Origin of the sequence: Trinickia sp., from assembly GCF_036503415.1 — a bacterium.
Classification (GTDB): Bacteria; Pseudomonadota; Gammaproteobacteria; order Burkholderiales; family Burkholderiaceae; genus Trinickia.
Map to the genome: position 1 here is coordinate 58,767 of NZ_DASXWY010000100.1, position 20,427 is coordinate 79,193.

Here is a 20,427-nt window from a genome sequence, read left to right on the forward strand (position 1 = left end):
CGCGATGTCGCGATATGCCGCGCTTCGCCGCCAACGTTAGCGTCCTTTGATCTCGCTCAATACCCCCAACGCCACGAGGGCGACTATCACGCTGTGACATTTTCAATCCCGATCGAGCGCGCAAGGGACTGCAACGCGGGGAATGGGCGAGCGGCCCGCCCTCGCCTTCCGCGCGCGCCGCAACCCGGAGAGACTTCATGGGTATTGAATCGCCCCCCCTCGGCTCGCGACGAGGGCACACGCTCGAAATCTGGACGCCCGAGGACAAGGCGTTTTGGGAACGGGAAGGCGAAGCCATCGCGAAGCTCAACCTCTGGATCTCCGTTCCCGCGCTCTTCCTGGCGTTCGCGATCTGGCAGGTATGGAGCGCCGTCGCCGTGCAATTGCCGCTGCTGGGCTTCACTTATTCGACGAATCAGCTCTTTTGGCTCGCCGCGGCACCCGCGCTCTCCGGCGCGACGCTACGGATCTTCTACTCGTTCATGGTGCCCATCGTCGGCGGCCGGCGCTGGACCGCGGTCTCCACCGCGTCGCTGTTGGTTCCCGCGATCGGCATCGGCTTTGCCGTGCAGGACAACACGACGAGCTATCCCACCATGCTCATCCTCGCGCTCTTGTGCGGCTTCGGAGGCGGCAACTTCAGCTCGAGCATGGCCAACATCAGCTTCTTCTTTCCACGCGAGCGCAAGGGTTCCGCGCTCGGTGTGAATGCCGGCCTCGGCAATCTCGGCGTATCGGTGGTGCAGTTCTTGAGCCCGCTCGTGGTGACGGCCGGCATCTTCGGCGTGTTCGGCGGCGCATCTCAAACCATCGTGAAGAACGGTTTGATCGCTCAAGTCTGGATCCAGAACGCGGCATTCGTCTGGGTGCCCTGGATCGTGATCGCGGCTATCGCAGCCTGGTTCGGCATGAACGATCTGGCCGATGCAAAAGCATCGTTCGCCGCGCAAGCCGCAATCTTCCGCCGAAAGGACAACTGGCTGATGTGCGTACTCTACCTCGGCACGTTCGGCTCGTTCATCGGTTATGCCGCCGGCTTTCCGCTGCTCATCAAAAGCCAGTTCCCGGGCATCAACGCGCTTGCCTACGCATGGCTGGGCCCGCTGATCGGTGCCTCGATCCGCCCATTCGGCGGCTGGCTGGCCGACAAGCTCGGCGGTGCGCCGGTCACGTTGTGGAACTTCGTCGTCATGGCATGCGCGGTAGGCGGGGTGCTCTACTTCCTGCCGTCGGGGCCCTCGGGCGGCAGCTTCGCCGGGTTCTTCGTCAGCTTCCTCGTTCTCTTCATGACCTCGGGCATCGGCAACGGGTCGACGTTCCGCATGATTCCCGTCATCTTCCAGACGCTCAAGCTGCGCGAGGTGAATGCATCCGATCGCGAAGCCGTGCTGCACGCCACGAAGGAAGGCAACACCGAGGCTGCCGCAACGCTCGGATTTTCGGCGGCCATCGCCGCATACGGCGGCTTTTTCATCCCGAAGAGCTATGGCACATCGCTCGCGCTGACGGGCGGCCCCGAAGCGGCGCTCTATGTGTTCATCGGCTTTTACGCCATCTGCATCGCCGTGACCTGGTGGCGCTATGCGCGCCGTAACGCGCCGATGCCTTGTTGAAACGACGGATTGCCCACAAATGAGCCACTTTCTCGATCGCCTCAATCATTTCGCACTGCCGAAGGAATCCTTTTCCGACGGACACGGGGTCACCACCGGTGAGGACCGCACGTGGGAGGACGCCTATCGCAACCGCTGGTCGCACGACAAGATCGTGCGCAGCACGCACGGCGTCAACTGCACGGGTTCGTGCTCATGGAAGATCTATGTCAAAGGCGGGATCGTCACATGGGAAACGCAGCAGACCGACTATCCGCGCACCCGCTGGGACATGCCCAACCATGAACCGCGCGGCTGCGCGCGCGGCGCATCGTACTCGTGGTACCTCTATAGCGCCAACCGCGTGAAGTACCCGATGGTCCGCGCCCGCCTGCTCGAGCGCTGGCGCGCCGCGCTGACGGTATGCCGCGACCCCGTCGACGCATGGGCCTCGATCGTCGAAGACGATGCGGCCCGTCGCGACTATCAAAAAGTACGCGGCATGGGGGGCTTTGCGCGCAGCAGCTGGGAGGAAGTCAATCGACTCGTTGCCGCCGCCAATGTCTATACGATCAAGCGGCACGGGCCCGACCGCGTGATCGGCTTTTCGCCGATCCCGGCCATGAGCATGGTCAGCTATGCCGCCGGCAGCCGCTATCTGAGCCTCATCGGCGGCGTATGCATGAGCTTTTACGATTGGTACTGCGATCTGCCGCCGTCGAGCCCGCAAGTCTGGGGCGAGCAGACGGACGTGCCCGAATCGGCCGACTGGTACAACTCGAGCTACATCGTCGCGTGGGGCAGCAATGTGCCGCAAACGCGTACGCCGGACGCGCACTTTTTCACGGAAGTCCGCTACAAGGGCACGAAGACCGTCGCGATCACGCCGGACTACAGCGAAGTCGCGAAGCTTTCGGACCTCTGGCTCCATCCGAAGCAAGGCACCGATGCGGCGTTGGCCATGGCGTTCGGCCATGTCGCGCTCAACGAATTCTATTTCAAGACCCGCAGCGCCTATTTCGACGACTACGCACGCCGCTACACCGACTTGCCGATGCTCGTGCTGCTTCGGTCGCGCACGCTCGAAGACGGCCGTACGGCGCTCGTGCCAGACCGCTACATCCGCGCGAGCGACTTCGACGGTTCGCTCGATCAAGCCAACCACCCCGAATGGAAGACGATCGCCTACGACACCGCCGGCCAGCCCGTGGTGCCGAACGGCGCCATCGGTTTTCGTTGGGGCGACGAGGGCCGGGACGATGCGGGCAAGTGGAATCTCGAGAACAAGGACGCGCGCGATGGACATGAAGTCAAGCTCAAGCTCTCTGTGCTCGAGAACGCGGACCAGGTGCCGGAAATCGCCGACGTCGCGTTTCCGTACTTCGGCGGCGTGAACTCGCCGCACTTTACCGCGAACGCACAGCAGGGGGACATCAATCTGGCGCGTGTGCCCGTCGCGCGTATGCGCCTCACGCAGGACGGCAAGGCGGTCGACGCGCTCGTCGCCACCGTGTTCGATCTGCAAGCCGCGCAATACGGCATCGATCGCGGCCTCGGCAGCGGCGCGGCCAGCTATGACGACAACGCGCCCTACACCCCCGCATGGGCCGAAGCGATCACGGGCGTGCCGCGCGAGCAGATCGTCACGGTGGCGCGCGAGTTCGCCGCTAACGCCGACAAGACGCAGGGCCGCTCGATGATCGTCATCGGTGCGGGCATGAATCACTGGTATCACGCCGATATGAACTATCGCGGCGTGATCAACCTGCTGATGATGTGCGGATGCATCGGCAAGAGCGGCGGCGGCTGGTCGCACTATGTCGGCCAGGAAAAGCTGCGTCCGCAAACGGGCTGGACCGCGCTCGCCTTCGCGCTCGACTGGATTCGCCCGCCGCGTCAGATGAACAGCACGAGCTTCTTCTACGCTCACACGGACCAATGGCGCTACGAGAAGCTCGGCGTCGACGAGATCGTGTCGCCGCTCGCCGACAAAGCGCAATTCGGCGGCAGCATGATCGATTACAACGTACGTGCCGAGCGTATGGGCTGGCTGCCGAGCGCACCGCAGCTCGATACCAATCCGTTGCAGGTTGCCAAGGATGCCGCCGCGTCGGGCATGGCGCCCGGCGACTATGTCGCGAAATCGCTGAAGTCCGGAGCCCTGCGAATGAGCTGCGAGGACCCCGACGCGCCGCAGAACTGGCCGCGCAACATGTTCGTCTGGCGCTCGAACCTGCTCGGCTCGTCGGGCAAGGGCCACGAATATTTCTGCAAGCACCTGCTGGGCACCGATAACGGCGTGCAAGGCAAAGACCTCGGCGCCGGCGATGCGAAACCTGCCGAAGTGCGCTGGCACGACGAGGCACCGCAAGGCAAGCTCGATTTGCTCGTCACGCTCGATTTCCGCATGAGCACCACCTGTCTCTATTCCGACATCGTGTTGCCCACCGCGAGCTGGTACGAGAAGAACGACCTCAATACGAGCGACATGCACCCGTTCATCCATCCGCTCTCAGCGGCCGTGGATCCGGTTTGGCAAGCCCGCTCCGACTGGGAGATCTACAAGGGCTTTGCCGAGGCCTTCAGCGACGTCTGCGTCGGCCATCTCGGCGTGGAAAAGGAAGTCGTGCTCACGCCGCTCATGCACGATACGCCCGGCGAGCTTGCCCAGCCATTCGACGTACGCGACTGGAAAAAGGGCGAATGCGAGTTGATACCGGGCAAGACCGCGCCGCAGGTCACCGTGGTCGAACGCGATTACCCGAATGTCTATAAGCGCTTCACCGCGCTCGGCCCGCTCATGAACCGCGTGGGCAACGGCGGCAAGGGGATCGCCTGGAAAACCGCCACCGAAGTCGAGCAGCTCGGCGAGCTGAACGGCGTGACGCTCGAAGAGGGCGTGACGAAAGGCATGCCGCGCATCGTCTCGGATATCGATGCCTGCGAAGTCATTCTGCACCTCGCGCCCGAGACGAACGGACATGTCGCCGTCAAGGCGTGGGAGGCGCTCACGAAAGCGACGGGCCGCGAACACAAGCACCTCGCGCTTTACCGCGAAGACGAGAAGATTCGTTATCGCGACATTCAGGCCCAGCCGCGCAAGATCATCAGCTCGCCGACCTGGAGCGGAATCGAAAGCGAAACCGTCAGCTACAACGCGGGCTATACGAACGTGCACGAGCTGATCCCCTGGCGCACGCTCACGGGCCGCCAGCAGTTCTATCAGGATCACCCGTGGATGATCGCGTTCGGGGAGGGGTTTTCGACCTACCGTCCGCCCGTCGATCTGAAGGCCACGGCCGGCATCAACGGCGTGAAGCCGAACGGCCATCCCGAGCTCGTGCTGAACTTCATTACGCCGCACCAGAAATGGGGCATTCACAGCACCTACAGCGACAACCTGCTGATGTTGACGCTCAATCGCGGCGGCCCCGTCGTCTGGATCAGCGAGGACGACGCCAGCCAAGCCGGCATCGAGGACAACGACTGGATCGAGGTCTTCAATGTGAACGGAGCGATCGCCGCACGGGCCGTGGTCAGCCAGCGTGTCAAACCCGGCATGGTGCTCATGTATCACGCGCAAGAAAAGATCATCAACACGCCGGGCTCGGAAATCACGGGAATACGCGGCGGGATCCACAACTCGGTGACGCGCATCGTGCTCAAGCCCACGCACATGATCGGCGGCTATGCGCAATTGAGCTACGGCTTCAACTACTACGGCACGATCGGCACGAATCGCGACGAGTTCGTGGTCGTGCGAAAAATGAGTCAGATCGACTGGCTCGATACGCCGCGTGACGAAGGCGCGAGCGGCGCGACGCAGCATCATGGAGACAAGCAATGAAAGTACGCGCACAAATCGGCATGGTGCTGAATCTCGACAAGTGCATCGGCTGCCACACCTGCAGCGTGACGTGCAAGAACGTCTGGACGAGCCGCCCCGGCATGGAGTACGCCTGGTTCAACAACGTCGAAACGAAACCGGGCATCGGTTATCCAAAGGAATGGGAGAACCAGGACAAATGGAATGGCGGCTGGGTGCGCCACGCCGACGGCTCCATCGCGCCGCGCCAGGGAGGCAAGTGGAAGGTGCTCATGCGCATCTTCGCGAATCCGAATCTGCCGCAGATCGACGACTATTACGAGCCGTTCACGTTCGACTACGACCATCTGCAAAGCGCGCCCGAGATGAAGGCCTCTCCGACGGCCCGCCCGCGCAGCCTGATCACCGGCCAGCGGATGGAGAAAATCGTTTGGGGGCCTAACTGGGAAGAGATTCTCGGTGGCGAATTCGCCAAGCGCAGCAAAGATCGGAATTTCGACGACATTCAGAAAGACATCTACGGACAGTTCGAAAACACGTTCATGATGTACTTGCCGCGGCTGTGCGAACACTGCCTGAACCCGGCGTGCGTGGCTTCGTGCCCTTCCGGCTCCATCTACAAGCGCGAGGAAGACGGCATCGTCCTCATCGACCAGGACAAATGCCGCGGCTGGCGCATGTGCGTATCGGGCTGCCCCTACAAGAAGATCTACTACAACTGGAAAAGCGGTAAGGCCGAAAAGTGCATCTTCTGCTATCCGCGCATCGAGGCCGGACAGCCCACCGTCTGCTCGGAGACCTGTGTCGGTCGCATCCGCTATCTGGGTGTGCTGCTCTATGACGCCGACCGCATCGAAGCGGCGGCCTCCGTCGAGAACGACCGCGATCTCTACGAGGCGCAGCTCGACGTCTTTCTCGATCCCAGCGATCCCAAAGTGATCGAGCAGGCGCGTAAGGACGGCGTGCCCGAGAACTGGATCCAGGCCGCGCGTATCAGCCCGGTCTACAAGATGGCGGTCGACTGGAAGGTCGCGTTGCCGCTGCACCCCGAGTATCGGACTCTGCCGATGGTCTGGTACGTGCCGCCGCTCTCGCCGATCACATCCGCGGCCAATGCCGGACACATCGGTGTGAACGGCGAGATTCCCGACGTCAACCAGCTGCGCATTCCGGTGCAATACCTCGCGAACCTGCTGACCGCGGGCGATACCGTGCCGGTCGTGCGCGCGCTCGAACGAATGCTGGCGATGCGGGCCTGGCAGCGCGGCAAGCATGTCGACGGCATCGAGAACCATGAGGCCCTCGCGCAGGCGGGTCTCAGCGTCGAGCAAGTCGACGAGATGTACCGCGTCATGGCGATCGCCAACTACGAAGACCGCTTCGTCATCCCCACCTCGCACCGCGAGTATGCCGAGAACGCGTTCGATGTCCGCGGAGGATGCGGATTCAGCTTCGGCAACGGCTGCTCGGAAGGTGTCGGCGAAACGAGCCTGTTCGGCGGCGCGAAGCGCCGGACGATTCCGATCAAGGCGGAGATCTGAGCGATGACCACTCTCGAGACCACCGCGAGCTGCGCAACGACGTTGCGCGCGCTCGCACGCTTGCTGAGCTATCCCGACGCGGCGCTGCGCGCCCACCTGCCCGAAATGCGCGCGGCGTTGCGCGACGAAGGCGCACTGCTCGACGGCCGGCTCGCGTCGATCGACGCGCTGATCGATCGCCTGGCCGGCAGTACCGGGCTCGATGCGGAAGCGGCATACGTCGATCTTTTCGATCGCGGGCGCCGCACCGCTTTGCACCTGTTCGAGCACGTGCACGGCGATTCGCGCGATCGCGGGCCGGCGATGATCGACCTCATCAAAACCTACGAGGACGCGGGGCTCGCGCTCGCATCGGACGAATTGCCCGATCATCTTTGCGTCGTGCTCGAATTCGCGTCGACGCAACCGCCCATTCAAGCTGCCGATTTTCTGCGCGAGATCGCGCACTTGCTGCGCGGCATTCATACCGCACTCGTCGAGCGGGACAGCGACTATGCGAGCGTGCTGGCCGCGCTCATCGAACTCGCCGGCGAATCGGCGGAGCCGGTCGTCCTCGCAAGCGAGCCGGCGCTCGACGACACATGGAGCGAGCCCGTTGCGTTCGGCGGCTGCTCGGTCGAAGGCCAATCCGCCAACCCGGATCGATCGCAGCCGATCCATATCGTGAAGACGCCGAACGCGGGCGGACACATGCCCCGCGCGCAAGGAGCCTGAGATGAGTCAAGCCGCCTATACCTTCTTTTTCAGCATCTATCCCTACATCTGCCTCGCCGTGTTCCTGCTCGGCTCGCTGTTCCGTTTCGACCGCGACCAATACACGTGGAAAAGCGATTCGTCACAGTTGCTGCGCGCGGGGCAGTTGCGCTGGGGAAGCAATCTCTTTCATGTCGGCATTCTGTTTCTGCTGTTCGGCCACACGGTCGGGCTCCTGACGCCTCATGCGCTCTACGAGTCGATGATCTCCGCGCAACAAAAGCAGATGCTGGCGATCCTCTCGGGCGGGATCGCGGGCTCGCTCTGCTTCGTCGGCCTCACGCTGCTCTTGCATCGAAGGCTTTTCGATCCACGCATCCGGTTGACGAGCCGCCGCACCGACATCGCGATCCTGGCGATTCTCTGGGTCCAGCTCGTGCTTGGCCTCGTCACGCTGCCTTTCTCCTATGCGGACCGCGAAACGGCGGGCACCATGCTGAGCCTTGCCAACTGGGCGCAGCATATCGTCACGTTGCGGCCCGATGCGAGCATGCTGAGCGGAGTCGAATGGCCGTTCAAGATTCATCTCGTGCTCGGCATGACGATCTTTCTGCTGTTTCCGTTCACGCGCCTCGTCCATGTCTGGAGCGGCTTCGGCACCGTGAGCTACGCATTCCGTCCCTATCAGCTCGTGCGCGCGCGGCGGCTCAACCTGCCGCGCGGCCACACGCGCTCGCAACACCGAATCTGAGAGGCAAGAGATGACGATCCCACAAAACGGCAAGGTGGCCACAGTCAACGGTGTCGCGCTTCATCTGCCCGGCGAAACGCTGAGCGCGGAGGTGCTCAGACAGCGCGCCTGCACCGAGCTCTTGCGCCAAGCCGCGATCGAAGCCGGCCTGCTGGGCGATGACGATTCCGCTCCGGTGGACGGTGCTATCAGCGTGGAAGCTACCGCGGCGATCGAAGCGTTGCTCGACGACGCGTTGCCGGCACAAGAACCTTCCGACGAGGCGTGCCGCCGCTATCACGCGGCGCATGCGCGCCGCTATGCCGTGGGCGCGCGCGTGCGAGCGCGGCATGTCCTGTTCGCGGTGACGCCGGGCGTCGATGTAGCGCAATTGCGTACGCGCGCCGAAGCATGCCTGCTCGATCTGCGCTGTCAGCCCGGCACGGACGATGGCCGATTCGCGCGCGCCGCCGGGCAATGGTCGAATTGCCCGAGCGGCGCCGAGGGCGGGAACCTCGGATGGCTGAGCGCCGAGGCATGCGCGCCCGAGTTTGCGCAGGAGCTTTTCGAAAACAAGGAAGTCGGCGTGCTCCCGCGGCTCGTGCTGAGCCGGTTCGGCTTTCACGTCGTCGAAGTGCTCGAGCGCGAGCCCGGCAACGAACCGCCGTTCGAGAGCGTACGCGCCGCCGTCGCGCAAACGCTGCGGCAGCAGAGCTTTGCAACAGAGCTGCGTCGCTACCTCGATCGGCTGGCGCAAGCGGCGACGCTCGAGGGACTCGAATTCGACGCTGAACTCAGCGACGTGAACGCGCCGCCGCTCTGACGCTCGCCGCCAGCTGTTCCTCGAGCGTTGCGGCACGCCGTTCGCCGCGGCGCGCGCGTCTTGCCTCGCGCCGCAGCAGCGCCGCAAATGCGGCCTCGTCGGCCTTCAGGCCGTGGCGCGTGCGCACCTTCGGCAACGTATGCAGCTCGCCGGCCTCGAACACTTCGAGCACGGCCGGATGGATGTAGCAGCGACGGCAAACGGCCGGCGTATTGCGCAGCGTCGCGGCGACTTCCTTCACGGTTTCGACGACATGGGTGCGCATGTGCCGCTCGCCCGGCTGCAGCTCGATGCGGCGCAGCGCACCGAGCGCCAGCACGCTGCCCGCCCACGTGCGATAGTCCTTCGCGGTGAAGTCCGCGCCGCTTGCTTCGCGCAGATAGTCGTTGATGTCCGATGAGCCGACGGGATGCCGCGCGCCGGCATCGTCAACGTACTGAAAGAGCTCATGCCCCGGCAAATCGAGGCACTTGCGCACGATACGCGCGAGGCGCGGGTCTTCGACATCGATGTCGTGCTCGATCCCGCTCTTGCCGCGAAAGCGAAAGCGCAGGTGCCCGGCACGGACCGCCGCATGGCGCTTGCGCAACGTGGTCAAACCATAGGAATTGTTTTCCCGCACGTATTCGCGGCTGCCGACGCGCGCGAGCGTGATGTCGAGCAGTCGGACGACCGTTGCCACGACCTTGTGCCACGGCATGCCGGGCAGCCGCAAATCGCGCGCGATACGTGCGCGGATTTTCGGCAAGACGTCCGCGAACGCAGCCATGCGCTCGAACTTGGTGGCGTCGCGCGTCTCGCGCCAGCGCGGATGATACCGGTACTGCTTGCGCGCACGCGAGTCGCGGCCGGTCGCCTGCAGGTGTCCGAGCGGGTCGGGACAGATCCATACATCGGTGTAAGCGGGCGGAACGGCGAGCGCGTTGATGCGAGCGATTTCCTGCACATCGCGAATGCGGCGGCCTTGCGGGTCGAAATAGGCGAAGTGTCCGCGAATGAGCCGGCGCCGGATACCGGGCTTCGTATCGTCGACGTAATGCAGGCCGGGCGGCACCTCGAGCTCATGGTTGCGATCGAGCGAGCCAGCCGCGGCGCGGTGCGATGGGTCATTCCTGTGGGGGCTGCGCGGCATGCGGGCTCGGCAATTCGATAGGTTCACACCCCGCTCAGCACGCTTCGTGCCATGGGCAATGGGTGAACGTACGTCGTTGCCTAGCCGCGAAATCCGGCCTCAGGCGTTCCCCTCAGCGCTCGGGCGCCACATCGAGCGCTTCGAGCACTCTCACTTGCGGCGGCTCGGCGAGCCAATCCGCGACCGCCGAACGAAACGCCTGGAAGTGTTCGCTCGCGAGATGGCTGTCGAACGCGTTCCGGTCTTCATAGATCTCGTACAGATGCAGCACCGGCCCGCTCGGCGACGTTTCTCGAAAAAGATCGTAGCGGTGGTTGCCGGGCTCCTTGCGCGTCACATCCACCATGCGGCGCACCTGCTTTTCGACATCGGTGGCATGTTCCGGCTTCGGCGTGATCGTGGCGATGATATGGGCGTTCATTCCAACTCCTCCTGAAGAGATACGTCGGGGAACTTCGAAACCCTCGGCTCACGGCGCGAGGGCGGGCGTGCTGGTCACCGATTCTGCCACCGAGTGCCCTCGCGGTGCAGTGCAGTGCGGCCATCGCTCGATGCGGCATTGCAGCATCGAGCGGCGGGTAAGCCCGGGTTGACGCGAGAGCCGGATGGCCTGAGCTGGCGGGCTCGTAAAACATCGTAACGGTTTCGGGCGGGAGCGAACCGTTTTGCGGGCACCACGAATTACTTTTTGCCACTGACGTCGACTACATTCGATCTTCTTACCACCGCATTTTTGCCGGCGGCTTTTCATGTGGATCGTCAACGTTGCGCTCAAACGGCCTTACACGTTCATCGTGATGGCCATTCTCATCGTGCTTGCGACACCGTTCGCGCTCATGAGAACGCCGATCGACATCCTGCCCGAGGTCGATATTCCTGTCGTCAGCATTATCTGGAATTACGCGGGGCTTTCGGCGCAGGACATGGCCAATCGCGTGACGTCGGTCAACGAGCGGGGGCTGACGACGACCGTCAACAACATCGAACATATCGAATCGCAATCGCTCGCCGGCGTCGCCGTCATCAAGCTGTTCCTGCAACCGAATGCGAATATTCAGACCGCCATCGCGCAGACGGTCGCGGTAGAACAGACCCAACTGAGGCAGATGCCGCCCGGCGCAACGCCGCCGCTCATCATCAGCTATTCGGCCTCCTCGATTCCGGTGATCCAGCTTGCTCTGTCGAGCAGCACGTTGGCGGAGCAGCGGCTCAACGACTTCGCGCTCAACGCGCTGCGGCCGCAATTGATCACCATTCCGGGCGCGGCCGTCCCCTATCCCTACGGCGGCAAGACGCGGCTCATATCGGTCGACCTCGACACGCGCGCGCTGCTTGCCAAGGGGCTCACGCCGCTCGACGTGGTCAGCGCCGTCAACGCGCAGAATCTGATACTGCCGACGGGGACGGCCAAGATCGGTCCGCGCGAATACGCCGTCGAGATGAACGGCTCGCCGCCGACGATCGCGGGCCTCAACGAGATCCCGGTGCGCACCGTCAACGGCGCCACGACCTATCTCGGCGAAGTGGCCCATGTGCGCGACGGGTTCGCGCCGCAGACGAACGTCGTGCGCCAGGACGGCCGGCGCGGTGTGCTCATTTCGGTACTCAAGAACGGCAGCGATGCATCGACGCTCGCGATCGTCAACGAATTGCGCCACATCCTGCCGGTGGCGCAAACGACGCTGCCCCGCGAGCTCAAGGTCACGCCGCTGTTCGATCAGTCGATCTTCGTTCAATCGGCGATTTCGGGTGTGGCGCGCGAAGCCGTCATCGCGGCGGCGCTGACCGCGGCGATGATTCTGCTGTTCCTCGGCAATTGGCGCAGCACCTGCATCATCGCCATCTCCATTCCGCTATCGATCCTGGCCTCGCTGCTGGCGCTGCACGCGCTCGGCCAGACCATCAACATCATGACGTTAGGCGGCCTTGCGCTGGCGGTAGGCATCCTCGTCGACGACGCGACCGTCACGATCGAAAACATCGAGCGGCATCTGCACCTGGGCACGGACCTTCACGAAGCCATTCTCGACGGTGCCGGCGAAATCGCCGTTCCGGCCCTGGTCTCGACGCTGTGCATCTGCATCGTGTTCGTGCCGATGTTCTTCCTGACCGGCGTCGCACGATATCTGTTCGTGCCGCTCGCCGAGGCGGTGGTGTTCGCCATGCTCGCATCGTACGTGCTCTCGCGCACGCTCGTACCGACGCTCGCGATGCTGTGGATGGGGCACGCTCATAGGCGCGACCCGCACGCGAAGCCGGGCCTTCTTGTTCGCCTGCATCACCGCTTCGATGCCGGCTTCGAGCGCATGCGCGCCGCTTATATCGTGTTGCTGAGCAGCCTGCTCGTGCATCGGCGAGCATTCACGCTCTCGTTTCTCGCGTTCTGCATGGCCTCGCTCGGCCTCGTGTTCGCGCTCGGCGCCGACTTCTTTCCACGCGTCGATGCCGGCAATATTCGTCTGCACTTTCGCGCACCGACCGGCACGCGCATCGAGGAAACGGCACGACTAGCCGACGAGATCGAGCGGGTCATTCGTCAGACGGTACCGCCGAGGGAACTCGCCACGATCCTCGACAATCTCGGTCTGCCCTATAGCGGCATCAATCTTTCGTACAGCAACGCGGGTACCATCGGCACGCTCGACGGCGAGATTCAGATCGCGCTCACCGCCGATCACGCGCCCACGCTCGGCTATATCGATCGATTGCGCGACGTGCTGCCCCAGCGGTTTCCCGGCGTCGAGTTTTTCTTTCAACCGGCCGATATCGTGACGCAGATCCTCAACTTCGGGCTGCCGGCCGCCATCGACGTGCAGATCACGGGGGCGGACCAGCGCAGTAATTTCGCCGCCGCGAGCAAGCTCATGAAAGCCGTACGCGCGATCCCGGGGACGGTCGACACGCATATCCAACAGAAATTCGACGAGCCCGCCATCCGCCTGCAAATGGATCGAACCCGGCTGCAGCAATTGAACCTCAGCGCAAGCAACGTCGCGCAGAATCTGCTCATTTCGTTGTCCGGCAGCTCGCAGACTTCCCCGGGCTTCTGGTTCAACGAGCAAAACGGCGTCGAATACAACGTGGCGGTGCAAACCCCGCAATACAAGATCTCGTCGATCGACGAGCTGATGCGCACGCCCGTGGCGGCGGCCGGCAGCAACGCCCCGCCGCAGTTGCTCGGCAATCTCGTGCAGCTTCGCCCGGCCACCCAGCTCGCCGGAGTCACGCATTACAACATCCGCCCCGTCGTGGACCTGTTCGTGAGCGTGCAAGGGCGCGACCTGGGCGGCGTCGCGAAGGAAGTCGACCGGCTCGTCGAGCAAGCGCGCGCCACCCTGCCGCGCGGCAGCCAGATCGCCGTGCGCGGGCAAGTCCAGACGATGCAGCGCTCGTATCTGGGGCTCGGCGTGGGCGTCGCGATGGCGATCGTGCTCGTCTATCTGCTCATCGTCGTGAATTTTCAGTCGTGGATCGATCCGATCATCATCGTCAGTGCACTGCCGGCCGCGCTGGCCGGTATCGTCTGGATGCTTTTCGTGACCGGCACGCATCTGTCGGTACCCGCGCTGACCGGCGCCATCATGACCATGGGCGTCGCCACGGCCAACAGCATTCTCGTGGTGTCCTTCGCACGTCAGCGCCTCACGGCCGGCGCGCCGCCCCTTACCGCCGCGCTCGAAGCCGGCGCGAGCCGCATCCGGCCCGTGCTGATGACGGCCTGCGCCATGATCATCGGCATGGTGCCGATGGCATTGGGCCTCGGCGAGGGCGCCGAGCAGAACGCACCGCTCGGCCGGGCCGTGATCGGCGGCCTGCTCTTCGCGACCCTCTCGACGCTTTTCTTCGTCCCGCTTTTCTTTGCCGGCGTCCACGCGCGGCTTGCCCACCGCAAGGCAAAACGCGCTCGGGCGGATGAGGCCGGCACGAACGCCAACGGGAGCACGAATTGAAGGCAGCTTGTTACCGGAATTGACGACATGACCGAAAAAAGTCACGCATCGCTGGCCATTCCCGCTCGCGAGCACGGCGAAGGGCCGATGCTGCCGCCGCGCGAACGCGTCTGGCGGCGCGCGAAGATCGCGCTCGTTGTCATGCTGTTGCTGCTCGCCGCCCTTGCGCTGCGCACGGTCATCGCGGACATCGTCAACCAGCGTGAAGTCGCCGCCGCCACGGCACGCAATGCGAAACTCTATGTGAACGTCGTCAGCCCATTGCCGAGCGATGGCGGCAGCCGCGGGATGTTGCTCCCCGGCACGTTGCGCGGCTACGTGGAGTCGCCGATCTACGCACGCGCAACGGGGTATTTGCTGCACTGGTACGTCGATATCGGCGCGCGCGTGAAGCAGGGGCAGGTGCTGGCCGACCTCGACACGCCCGAGATCGATCAGGAACTCGCACAGGCGATCGCGCAGCGCGATCAGATCAGCGCAAGTCTCGGACTCGCCAAGTCTTCGCTTGCGCGCTGGCGGCAGTTGCGCGAGCGCGACGCCGTCTCGCAGCAGGAGCTCGACGAGCGGCAAAGCACCTATACGCAGGGGCTCGCGAATTTGACGGCGGCCAATGCGAACGTGAAGCGATTGCAGCAACTCGAATCGTTCAAACGCATCGTCGCGCCGTTCGCGGGCGTCGTCACGCAACGCAACGTGGATGTCGGCGATCTGATCGATGCCGGCAGCAGTTCGCGCCGCGCGCTTTTCGCGCTCGCGCAGACGAATCCGCTGCGCGTGTTCGTCCAGTTGCCGCAGGCCTATGCGCAAAACGTCAAGGCCGGCATGCCCGTCATCGTTTCGCAGCCGGAATTACCGGGCCAGACCTTCCGCGGCACGATCGCGCATATCGCAGGCGCCATCGACGTGCCGACGCGTTCGCTGCAAATCGAAGTCTCGCTGCCCAATCCCGACGATAAGCTGCGGCCGGGCGCCTACGTGCAAGTCGAAGTGCCGGGCACCGGTCATGCACGCCTGACCGTTCCCGGCAACACGCTGCTTTTTCGGGCCGAAGGACCGGCCGTCGCCGTCGTGGACGCGCAGAGCATCGTGCATCTACACAGCGTCGCGATCGCGCAGGATCTCGGGCAAACGCTCGAAATCGATAGCGGCATCGAAGCGGCGGACCGGATCATCGTCAACCCGAGCGATTCGATCGCCGATGGCGACCGCGTGGAAGTTTCGCCTCCCCCGGCCGGCGAGGCGCACTCATGATGCGGCTGACGCGGCGCCCATTGCGCCTGGCCGCGGTGGCGACATGCGTCGGCTTCGCGTCCGCCTGCACGCTCGGGCCCGACTACCAGCGCCCCGAGGTCGAGACGCCGGCCGCCTGGCAGACCGATCCCGGTTGGCGGCTCGCGGCGCCGTCCCACGCCCCGCTCGCGCTCGACTGGTGGCGCATGTTCGACGATCCGCTCCTCGATACGCTCGAAACGCGTGCGCTCACGCAAAACCAGACGCTCGCGGCTGCCAGCGCGCATTACGCTCAGGCAACGGCTACGCTGGCGGCCATCTCTTCGCAGCAGTTGCCCGAGCTCGATCTTGACGCCAACGTCGCTCGTGCAAAGGTCTCGAAGAACCGGCCTCAGCTCAACTACGCGACGCCGAATCAATCGACGGTTCAGAACCAGGTCGTCGTCGGGCCGTCGATCACGTACGACGTCGATCTGTTCGGGCGCATCCGCCGCGAGGTGGAGAGCGCCTCGGCATCCGCGGAACAAGCGGGCGACGATCTGGCCAACGCCCGGCTCGTGCTGACATCCGATCTTGCCACGGCCTACTACGCGCTACGTGAACGCGATGCCGAGATCGATGTACTCGATCGATCGGTGCAGCTACAGGAGAAGGCTCTCGACTACGTCAACGCCAAACACGAACTCGGGGCCGTCTCGGGGCTCGACCTTGCGCAACAGCAATCGCAGCTCGATTCCACACGTGTCCAGGCCACGTTGCTCAGGCAGCAGCGCGCCCAATACGAACATGCCATCGCCGCCCTGATCGGCACACCGGCGCCGCAGTTTTCGATCGCGCCCCGACTCGTGCCGATGGCCGTGCCCGACATTGCAACCGGTGTTCCGAGCGAACTGCTCGAGCGCAGGCCCGATATCGCCGCGGCCGAGCGGGCGATGGCCGCGGCCAACGCGCAAATCGGCGCGGCAAAGGCTGCGTTCTTTCCCGATCTCATACTCTCGCCCGGGATCGGCTGGGAGAGTACGCGCTTTGCGAACCTGCTGAGCGCGCCGAGCCTGATGTGGACCGTCGGCGCAACACTCAAGCAAGCGGTCTTCGACGGCGGCCAGCGCAAGGCCAACCTGGCGTTCGCGAACGAGGGCTACCGTGCGACCGTCGCCAATTACCGGCAGGCTGTGCTGAGCGCGTTTCAGCAGGTGCAGGACGGCGTCACCGGGCTTGCCGTGCTCGCGCGCGCCGCCTCGCAGTCGCAGGCGGCCGTGGACGATGCGAAGCGCTTGCTCTCGCTCGCCAACGATCGCTATTCGGGCGGCCTCGTCGCCTACCTCGATGTCATTTCCGCGCAGCAGTCCCTGCTCACGAGCGAGCGCCAGGACGCCCAGGTCCGCGGCCAGCGAATCGCGCTGGCCGTCTCGCTCGTGAAAGCGCTCGGCGGCGGGTGGCAAGCGCAGACATCGGCCGGAACGGACGCCGTCGCGCAACGCCGGGGGTAGCGGCGCATCTCCGCGTCGATCGACCGCGATCCTCCTCGGACGAGCTTTTCCTCTCTTCGATCGCCGTTATCGATGCGGTCCTTTTTTCGAGTGTTGCTTCAATACAGATCCCATGCGGATATACCCAAACCGTATTGACATTCACGCACAATTCTGCAATCCGAATCAAACCCGCGTTTTAACCCCGTCATTGATTCAATCGGATTTCGTCTAAATCCCGCTTTATTTGAGCAATATCAATCATTCGCAAACGTTTGCCCTTTTCCCGATTTGAAAAGCGCGATGAATGTGCTATCGCGCACATTCCGTAAGGGTCGCACCCGCTGGGTGTGTGGCCGATAGCACGGTGTCGAATCGCAATCCCCCGGAGTTTTACTGACTGCGTTCGATGACGGACTTTCGTCGCGCAAAATGCCGATGCCCCAAAGACGCTTCTGCATCTTTGAGAGCACTCCAATCGACCTTACTCACTCAAATGGGGAAAACCATGCGATTCGACATTAGCTCCACATGCCGCCCTTTTCATGAAGCCGGCGAATTCAGCCAACTCTTGGCCTACTACGAGGAAGAACGCAACACTATGTGGATGATGCTGCGCTCCGAGCCGCGGCCATGCTTCAATCAGCAATTGGTCTCGGACATCATTCGCCTGGCTCGCGCAGCCAGGGAATCCGGCCTGCGATTCGATTTCTGGGTCACCGGCTCACTGGTCCCGGAAATCTTCAACGTAGGGGGCGATCTCAACTTTTTTGTCGACGCCATTCGCAAGGGCGATCGCGATCGGCTGATGGCTTATGCGCGCTCGTGCATCGACGGCGTCTGGGAGATCTATAACGGCTTCGGCACCGGCGCGGTCACCATCGCCATGGTGGAAGGCAGCGCGCTCGGAGGCGGCTTCGAGGCGGCACTCGCTCACCACTACGTACTCGGTCAAAGAGGTTGCAAGCTCGGATTTCCGGAGGTCGCCTTCAATCTTTTTCCCGGCATGGGCGGCTACTCGCTCGTGGCCCGCAAGTCGAACATGCGTGTTGCCGAAACGCTGATCAGCACAGGAGAGTCGCAATGCGCCGAATGGCACGCCGAGCGGGGTCTGGTGGACGGCGTTTTCGAGCCGGGCGATGCGCTGCTGCAGACGCGGACCTTCATCGACGTGACCCGGCCGATGCTCAACAGTACGCGCGCGATGCTGCGCACACGTCAGCGCGTGTTGCCGCTTTCACGCGCGGAGCTGATGGACATCACGGAGGATTGGGTGAATTCCGCCTTCATGCTCGAGGAGAAGGACGTCTCGTTCATGGAGCGCCTCGTCATGCTGCAAAACAGACGGGTGTCCAAGCTGAAGGCCGTATCGTAAGCGACGTTGAGCGACGGTCTCGTGCCGTCGCTCGACTCCGGGTTGCAAGCTCAGGCGATGAGCCTGAGCTTCTTTTTATCGGCAACCCACGCTTCGAACATATCCGGGGCCATCGGTTTCGAATAGAAGTAGCCCTGCGCGTAGTCGACGCCGATGTCCTTCAGGAACTGCATTTCGCGCTCCGTCTCGACGCCTTCGGCGACGATGGCGAAGCCGAAAGCTCGCGCGAGGCCCAGCAGGGAACGCACGAGCGACTGCGACTGATAATTCTGATCGATTCCGGTGATGAAGCTCCGGTCCAGTTTGATGACATCGATCGGCAGTCGCGTCAGTTGCGACAACGACGAATAGCCCGTGCCGAAATCGTCGAGCAGGATACGCGCGCCCAACTGCTTGAACTGCCTCATCAGATCGATTGCCGACTTTTCGTCCTCGATGAAGCAGCTCTCCGTCAACTCGATATCGACCAGCGTTCGTTTAGCGCCGCATTCTTCGATCAACTCGCGCAACTGGTTGACGATACCCGCGTCGCGCAGTTGCCGTGCCGACACGTTGACGGAAATTCTGACGCTGAGGCCGTTCTCGTTCCACAGGGTCGCTTGTCTCACGGCCTCGCGCATCAGCCATCGGCCGATCGGAATGATGAGGCCCGACTCCTCGGTGAAGCGGATGAACTCCGACGGCGCGACGAGTCCGCGACTGGACTGCCAGCGAATCAGCGCCTCGGCGCTATGGAGTTGGCCGGTATAGAGATTGACGATGGGCTGGTAGTGAAGGACGAACTGCTGTTCGTCGATGGCCCGCCGCAGTTCCGTATCGAGCCAGATGTACTTGGCGACCTTCTGGTTCATCTCGGGCGAAAAGACGCAGTAGGTGTGCTTGCCTGCCTCTTTGGCCGCATACATCGCCGTATCCGCGTGCGAGATGAGCGCCTCGAGCGTTTCGCCGTGCTGGGGGTAGACAGCAATTCCGATCGAGCAACTGGTATAGACGTCCATCAGATCGAGGTGGATCGCCGGACGGAAACGATCGATGATCGTTTGCGCCAGCGTCTCGAGCAGTTCCGGCGAGCACGGATCGACCAGGATCAGGAACTCGTCGCCGCCCAGGCGAGCGATCGTCGCGCCTTCGGGCAGCGATTCGCTGACCATCTCCGACACGCGCTTGATCAGCCGATCGCCGTAGACATGGCCGTAGTGATCGTTGACGCGCTTGAAGTTGTCGAGATCGAGAAAGACGATGCCGAGCACGCGGTCAGGATCGCGGCGCGCATCCTCGAGCGCCTGCTCGATCTTGGCATTGATCGCATAGCGATTCATCAGGCCCGTCAGGACGTCTTGCGATGCAAGCTCTTTGAGCCGCTTCTGAGCGTTGCGCTCATCGGTGATGTCCGTGCCCGAGCAGATGATGAACTCTTCGTCCACGCCGCTGCCGCTATGAACGAACTTGTTCCGGAACTGGAACAGGCGCGGCCCTTTGATCGTGTTGATGACGCGCTCGACTTCGAACGACTGCCGGCTTTCGAAGAACCGCTTGATGTTGCTGCGTGACTGCTCGCCCTCATCGGGGCTCATGAACAATTCGAATGCGCTTTTACCGATGACATCGACTTCTCGCCAACCGGTCACCTCTTCGCACATCCGATTGAAACGCTGCACAAAGCCGCTGCGATCGAGGATGACGACGAGCGAGTTGACTTCCGATACGACTTGCTCCGCCGACGCGAGCCCGGTCGACAGCGCTTCCGCGACCGAAAGCGTGTCCGAATCGCTGGATGCCGTCCCTGCCCAGTGGGTCATATTGATCTTCTTGCCGACGAGGTGAAGCGAGACTGCATTGCCAAAAAGCGATACGTCGAGCCGGATATGCGATGTCACGCCCGTCAGGTTGCGGATGTTGGCTGCCTGTTCCGCCGTGAGCGCGACACCGATGTTCGTCAGGCCGCGAACCGCCGCCAACTCCAGGGCGTTGCTGTCGCTGCCGAGGCGCCAGCAGGGGCTTTTCGTTCCAAGCAGGACCTCGAGCACCGAGCAGTCATCATCGTCATCAAACATACCCCACCCCGC

13 protein-coding genes are annotated in these 20,427 nt (G+C 63.3%); 10 read left to right on the forward strand and 3 right to left on the reverse strand.

Annotated features, from left to right (window positions below; genetic code table 11):
- The first annotated feature begins 197 nt into the window (after window positions 1-197).
- The 6 genes from VGL01_RS13685 to VGL01_RS13710 are packed head-to-tail and all read left to right on the forward strand — an operon-like array spanning window position 198 to window position 9,205.
- Complete coding sequence (locus tag VGL01_RS13685) at window positions 198-1,613, forward strand: NarK family nitrate/nitrite MFS transporter (protein ID WP_331570135.1); 1,416 nt, start codon at window positions 198-200, stop codon at window positions 1,611-1,613.
- A 19-nt stretch (window positions 1,614-1,632) separates the two neighbouring features.
- Complete coding sequence (locus tag VGL01_RS13690) at window positions 1,633-5,439, forward strand: nitrate reductase subunit alpha (protein ID WP_331570137.1); 3,807 nt, start codon at window positions 1,633-1,635, stop codon at window positions 5,437-5,439.
- Window positions 5,436-6,959 (forward strand): nitrate reductase subunit beta, encoded by a 1,524-nt coding sequence (gene narH / locus VGL01_RS13695; protein ID WP_331570139.1) that lies wholly within the window; start codon window positions 5,436-5,438, stop codon window positions 6,957-6,959. Before VGL01_RS13690 ends, narH begins: the two co-directional genes overlap by 4 nt.
- Before the next feature lie 3 nt (window positions 6,960-6,962).
- Entirely contained in the window at window positions 6,963-7,673 is a 711-nt protein-coding gene (narJ, locus tag VGL01_RS13700; RefSeq protein WP_331570141.1) for a nitrate reductase molybdenum cofactor assembly chaperone, read from the forward strand.
- A 1-nt stretch (window position 7,674) separates the two neighbouring features.
- A complete protein-coding gene (gene narI / locus VGL01_RS13705; RefSeq protein ID WP_331570143.1) occupies window positions 7,675-8,403 on the forward strand; it encodes a respiratory nitrate reductase subunit gamma in 729 nt (242 codons plus the stop codon).
- A gap of 10 nt (window positions 8,404-8,413) precedes the next feature.
- Window positions 8,414-9,205 (forward strand): peptidylprolyl isomerase, encoded by a 792-nt coding sequence (locus VGL01_RS13710; RefSeq protein ID WP_331570145.1) that lies wholly within the window; start codon window positions 8,414-8,416, stop codon window positions 9,203-9,205.
- Here the strand turns inward: VGL01_RS13710 and VGL01_RS13715 are convergent.
- Both VGL01_RS13715 and VGL01_RS13720 read right to left on the reverse strand, forming a co-directional pair.
- Window positions 9,177-10,337, reverse strand: a complete 1,161-nt coding sequence (locus tag VGL01_RS13715; protein WP_331570147.1) for a DNA topoisomerase IB — start codon at window positions 10,335-10,337, stop codon at window positions 9,177-9,179. The genes VGL01_RS13710 and VGL01_RS13715 overlap by 29 nt on opposite strands.
- Before the next feature lie 112 nt (window positions 10,338-10,449).
- The gene (locus tag VGL01_RS13720; protein WP_331570149.1) at window positions 10,450-10,758 is read right to left on the reverse strand and encodes a putative quinol monooxygenase; all 309 of its coding nucleotides are present in this window, start codon (window positions 10,756-10,758) and stop codon (window positions 10,450-10,452) included.
- Window positions 10,759-11,086: 328 nt separating this feature from the next.
- On the opposite strand from VGL01_RS13720, the gene VGL01_RS13725 reads away from it, so the two are divergent.
- From VGL01_RS13725 to VGL01_RS13740, 4 genes are all read left to right on the forward strand, one after another.
- Complete coding sequence (locus VGL01_RS13725; protein ID WP_331570151.1) at window positions 11,087-14,287, forward strand: efflux RND transporter permease subunit; 3,201 nt, start codon at window positions 11,087-11,089, stop codon at window positions 14,285-14,287.
- Between the two features lie 27 nt (window positions 14,288-14,314).
- Complete coding sequence (locus tag VGL01_RS13730) at window positions 14,315-15,538, forward strand: efflux RND transporter periplasmic adaptor subunit (protein ID WP_331570153.1); 1,224 nt, start codon at window positions 14,315-14,317, stop codon at window positions 15,536-15,538.
- Window positions 15,538-17,007: an efflux transporter outer membrane subunit gene (locus VGL01_RS13735; RefSeq protein WP_331570217.1), complete on the forward strand. Its 1,470-nt coding sequence runs from the start codon at window positions 15,538-15,540 to the stop codon at window positions 17,005-17,007. The genes VGL01_RS13730 and VGL01_RS13735 overlap by 1 nt, the downstream gene beginning before the upstream one ends.
- A 487-nt stretch (window positions 17,008-17,494) precedes the next feature.
- Entirely contained in the window at window positions 17,495-18,361 is an 867-nt protein-coding gene (locus tag VGL01_RS13740) for a crotonase/enoyl-CoA hydratase family protein (RefSeq protein WP_331570155.1), read from the forward strand.
- 50 nt (window positions 18,362-18,411) lie between these two features.
- Here VGL01_RS13740 and pdeR read toward each other — a convergent pair whose 3' ends face one another.
- Window positions 18,412-20,415 carry a cyclic di-GMP phosphodiesterase gene (pdeR, locus tag VGL01_RS13745; protein WP_331570157.1) on the reverse strand — a complete coding sequence of 668 codons (2,004 nt, stop codon included), beginning with the start codon at window positions 20,413-20,415 and terminating at the stop codon, window positions 18,412-18,414.
- Window positions 20,416-20,427 lie beyond the last annotated feature (12 nt).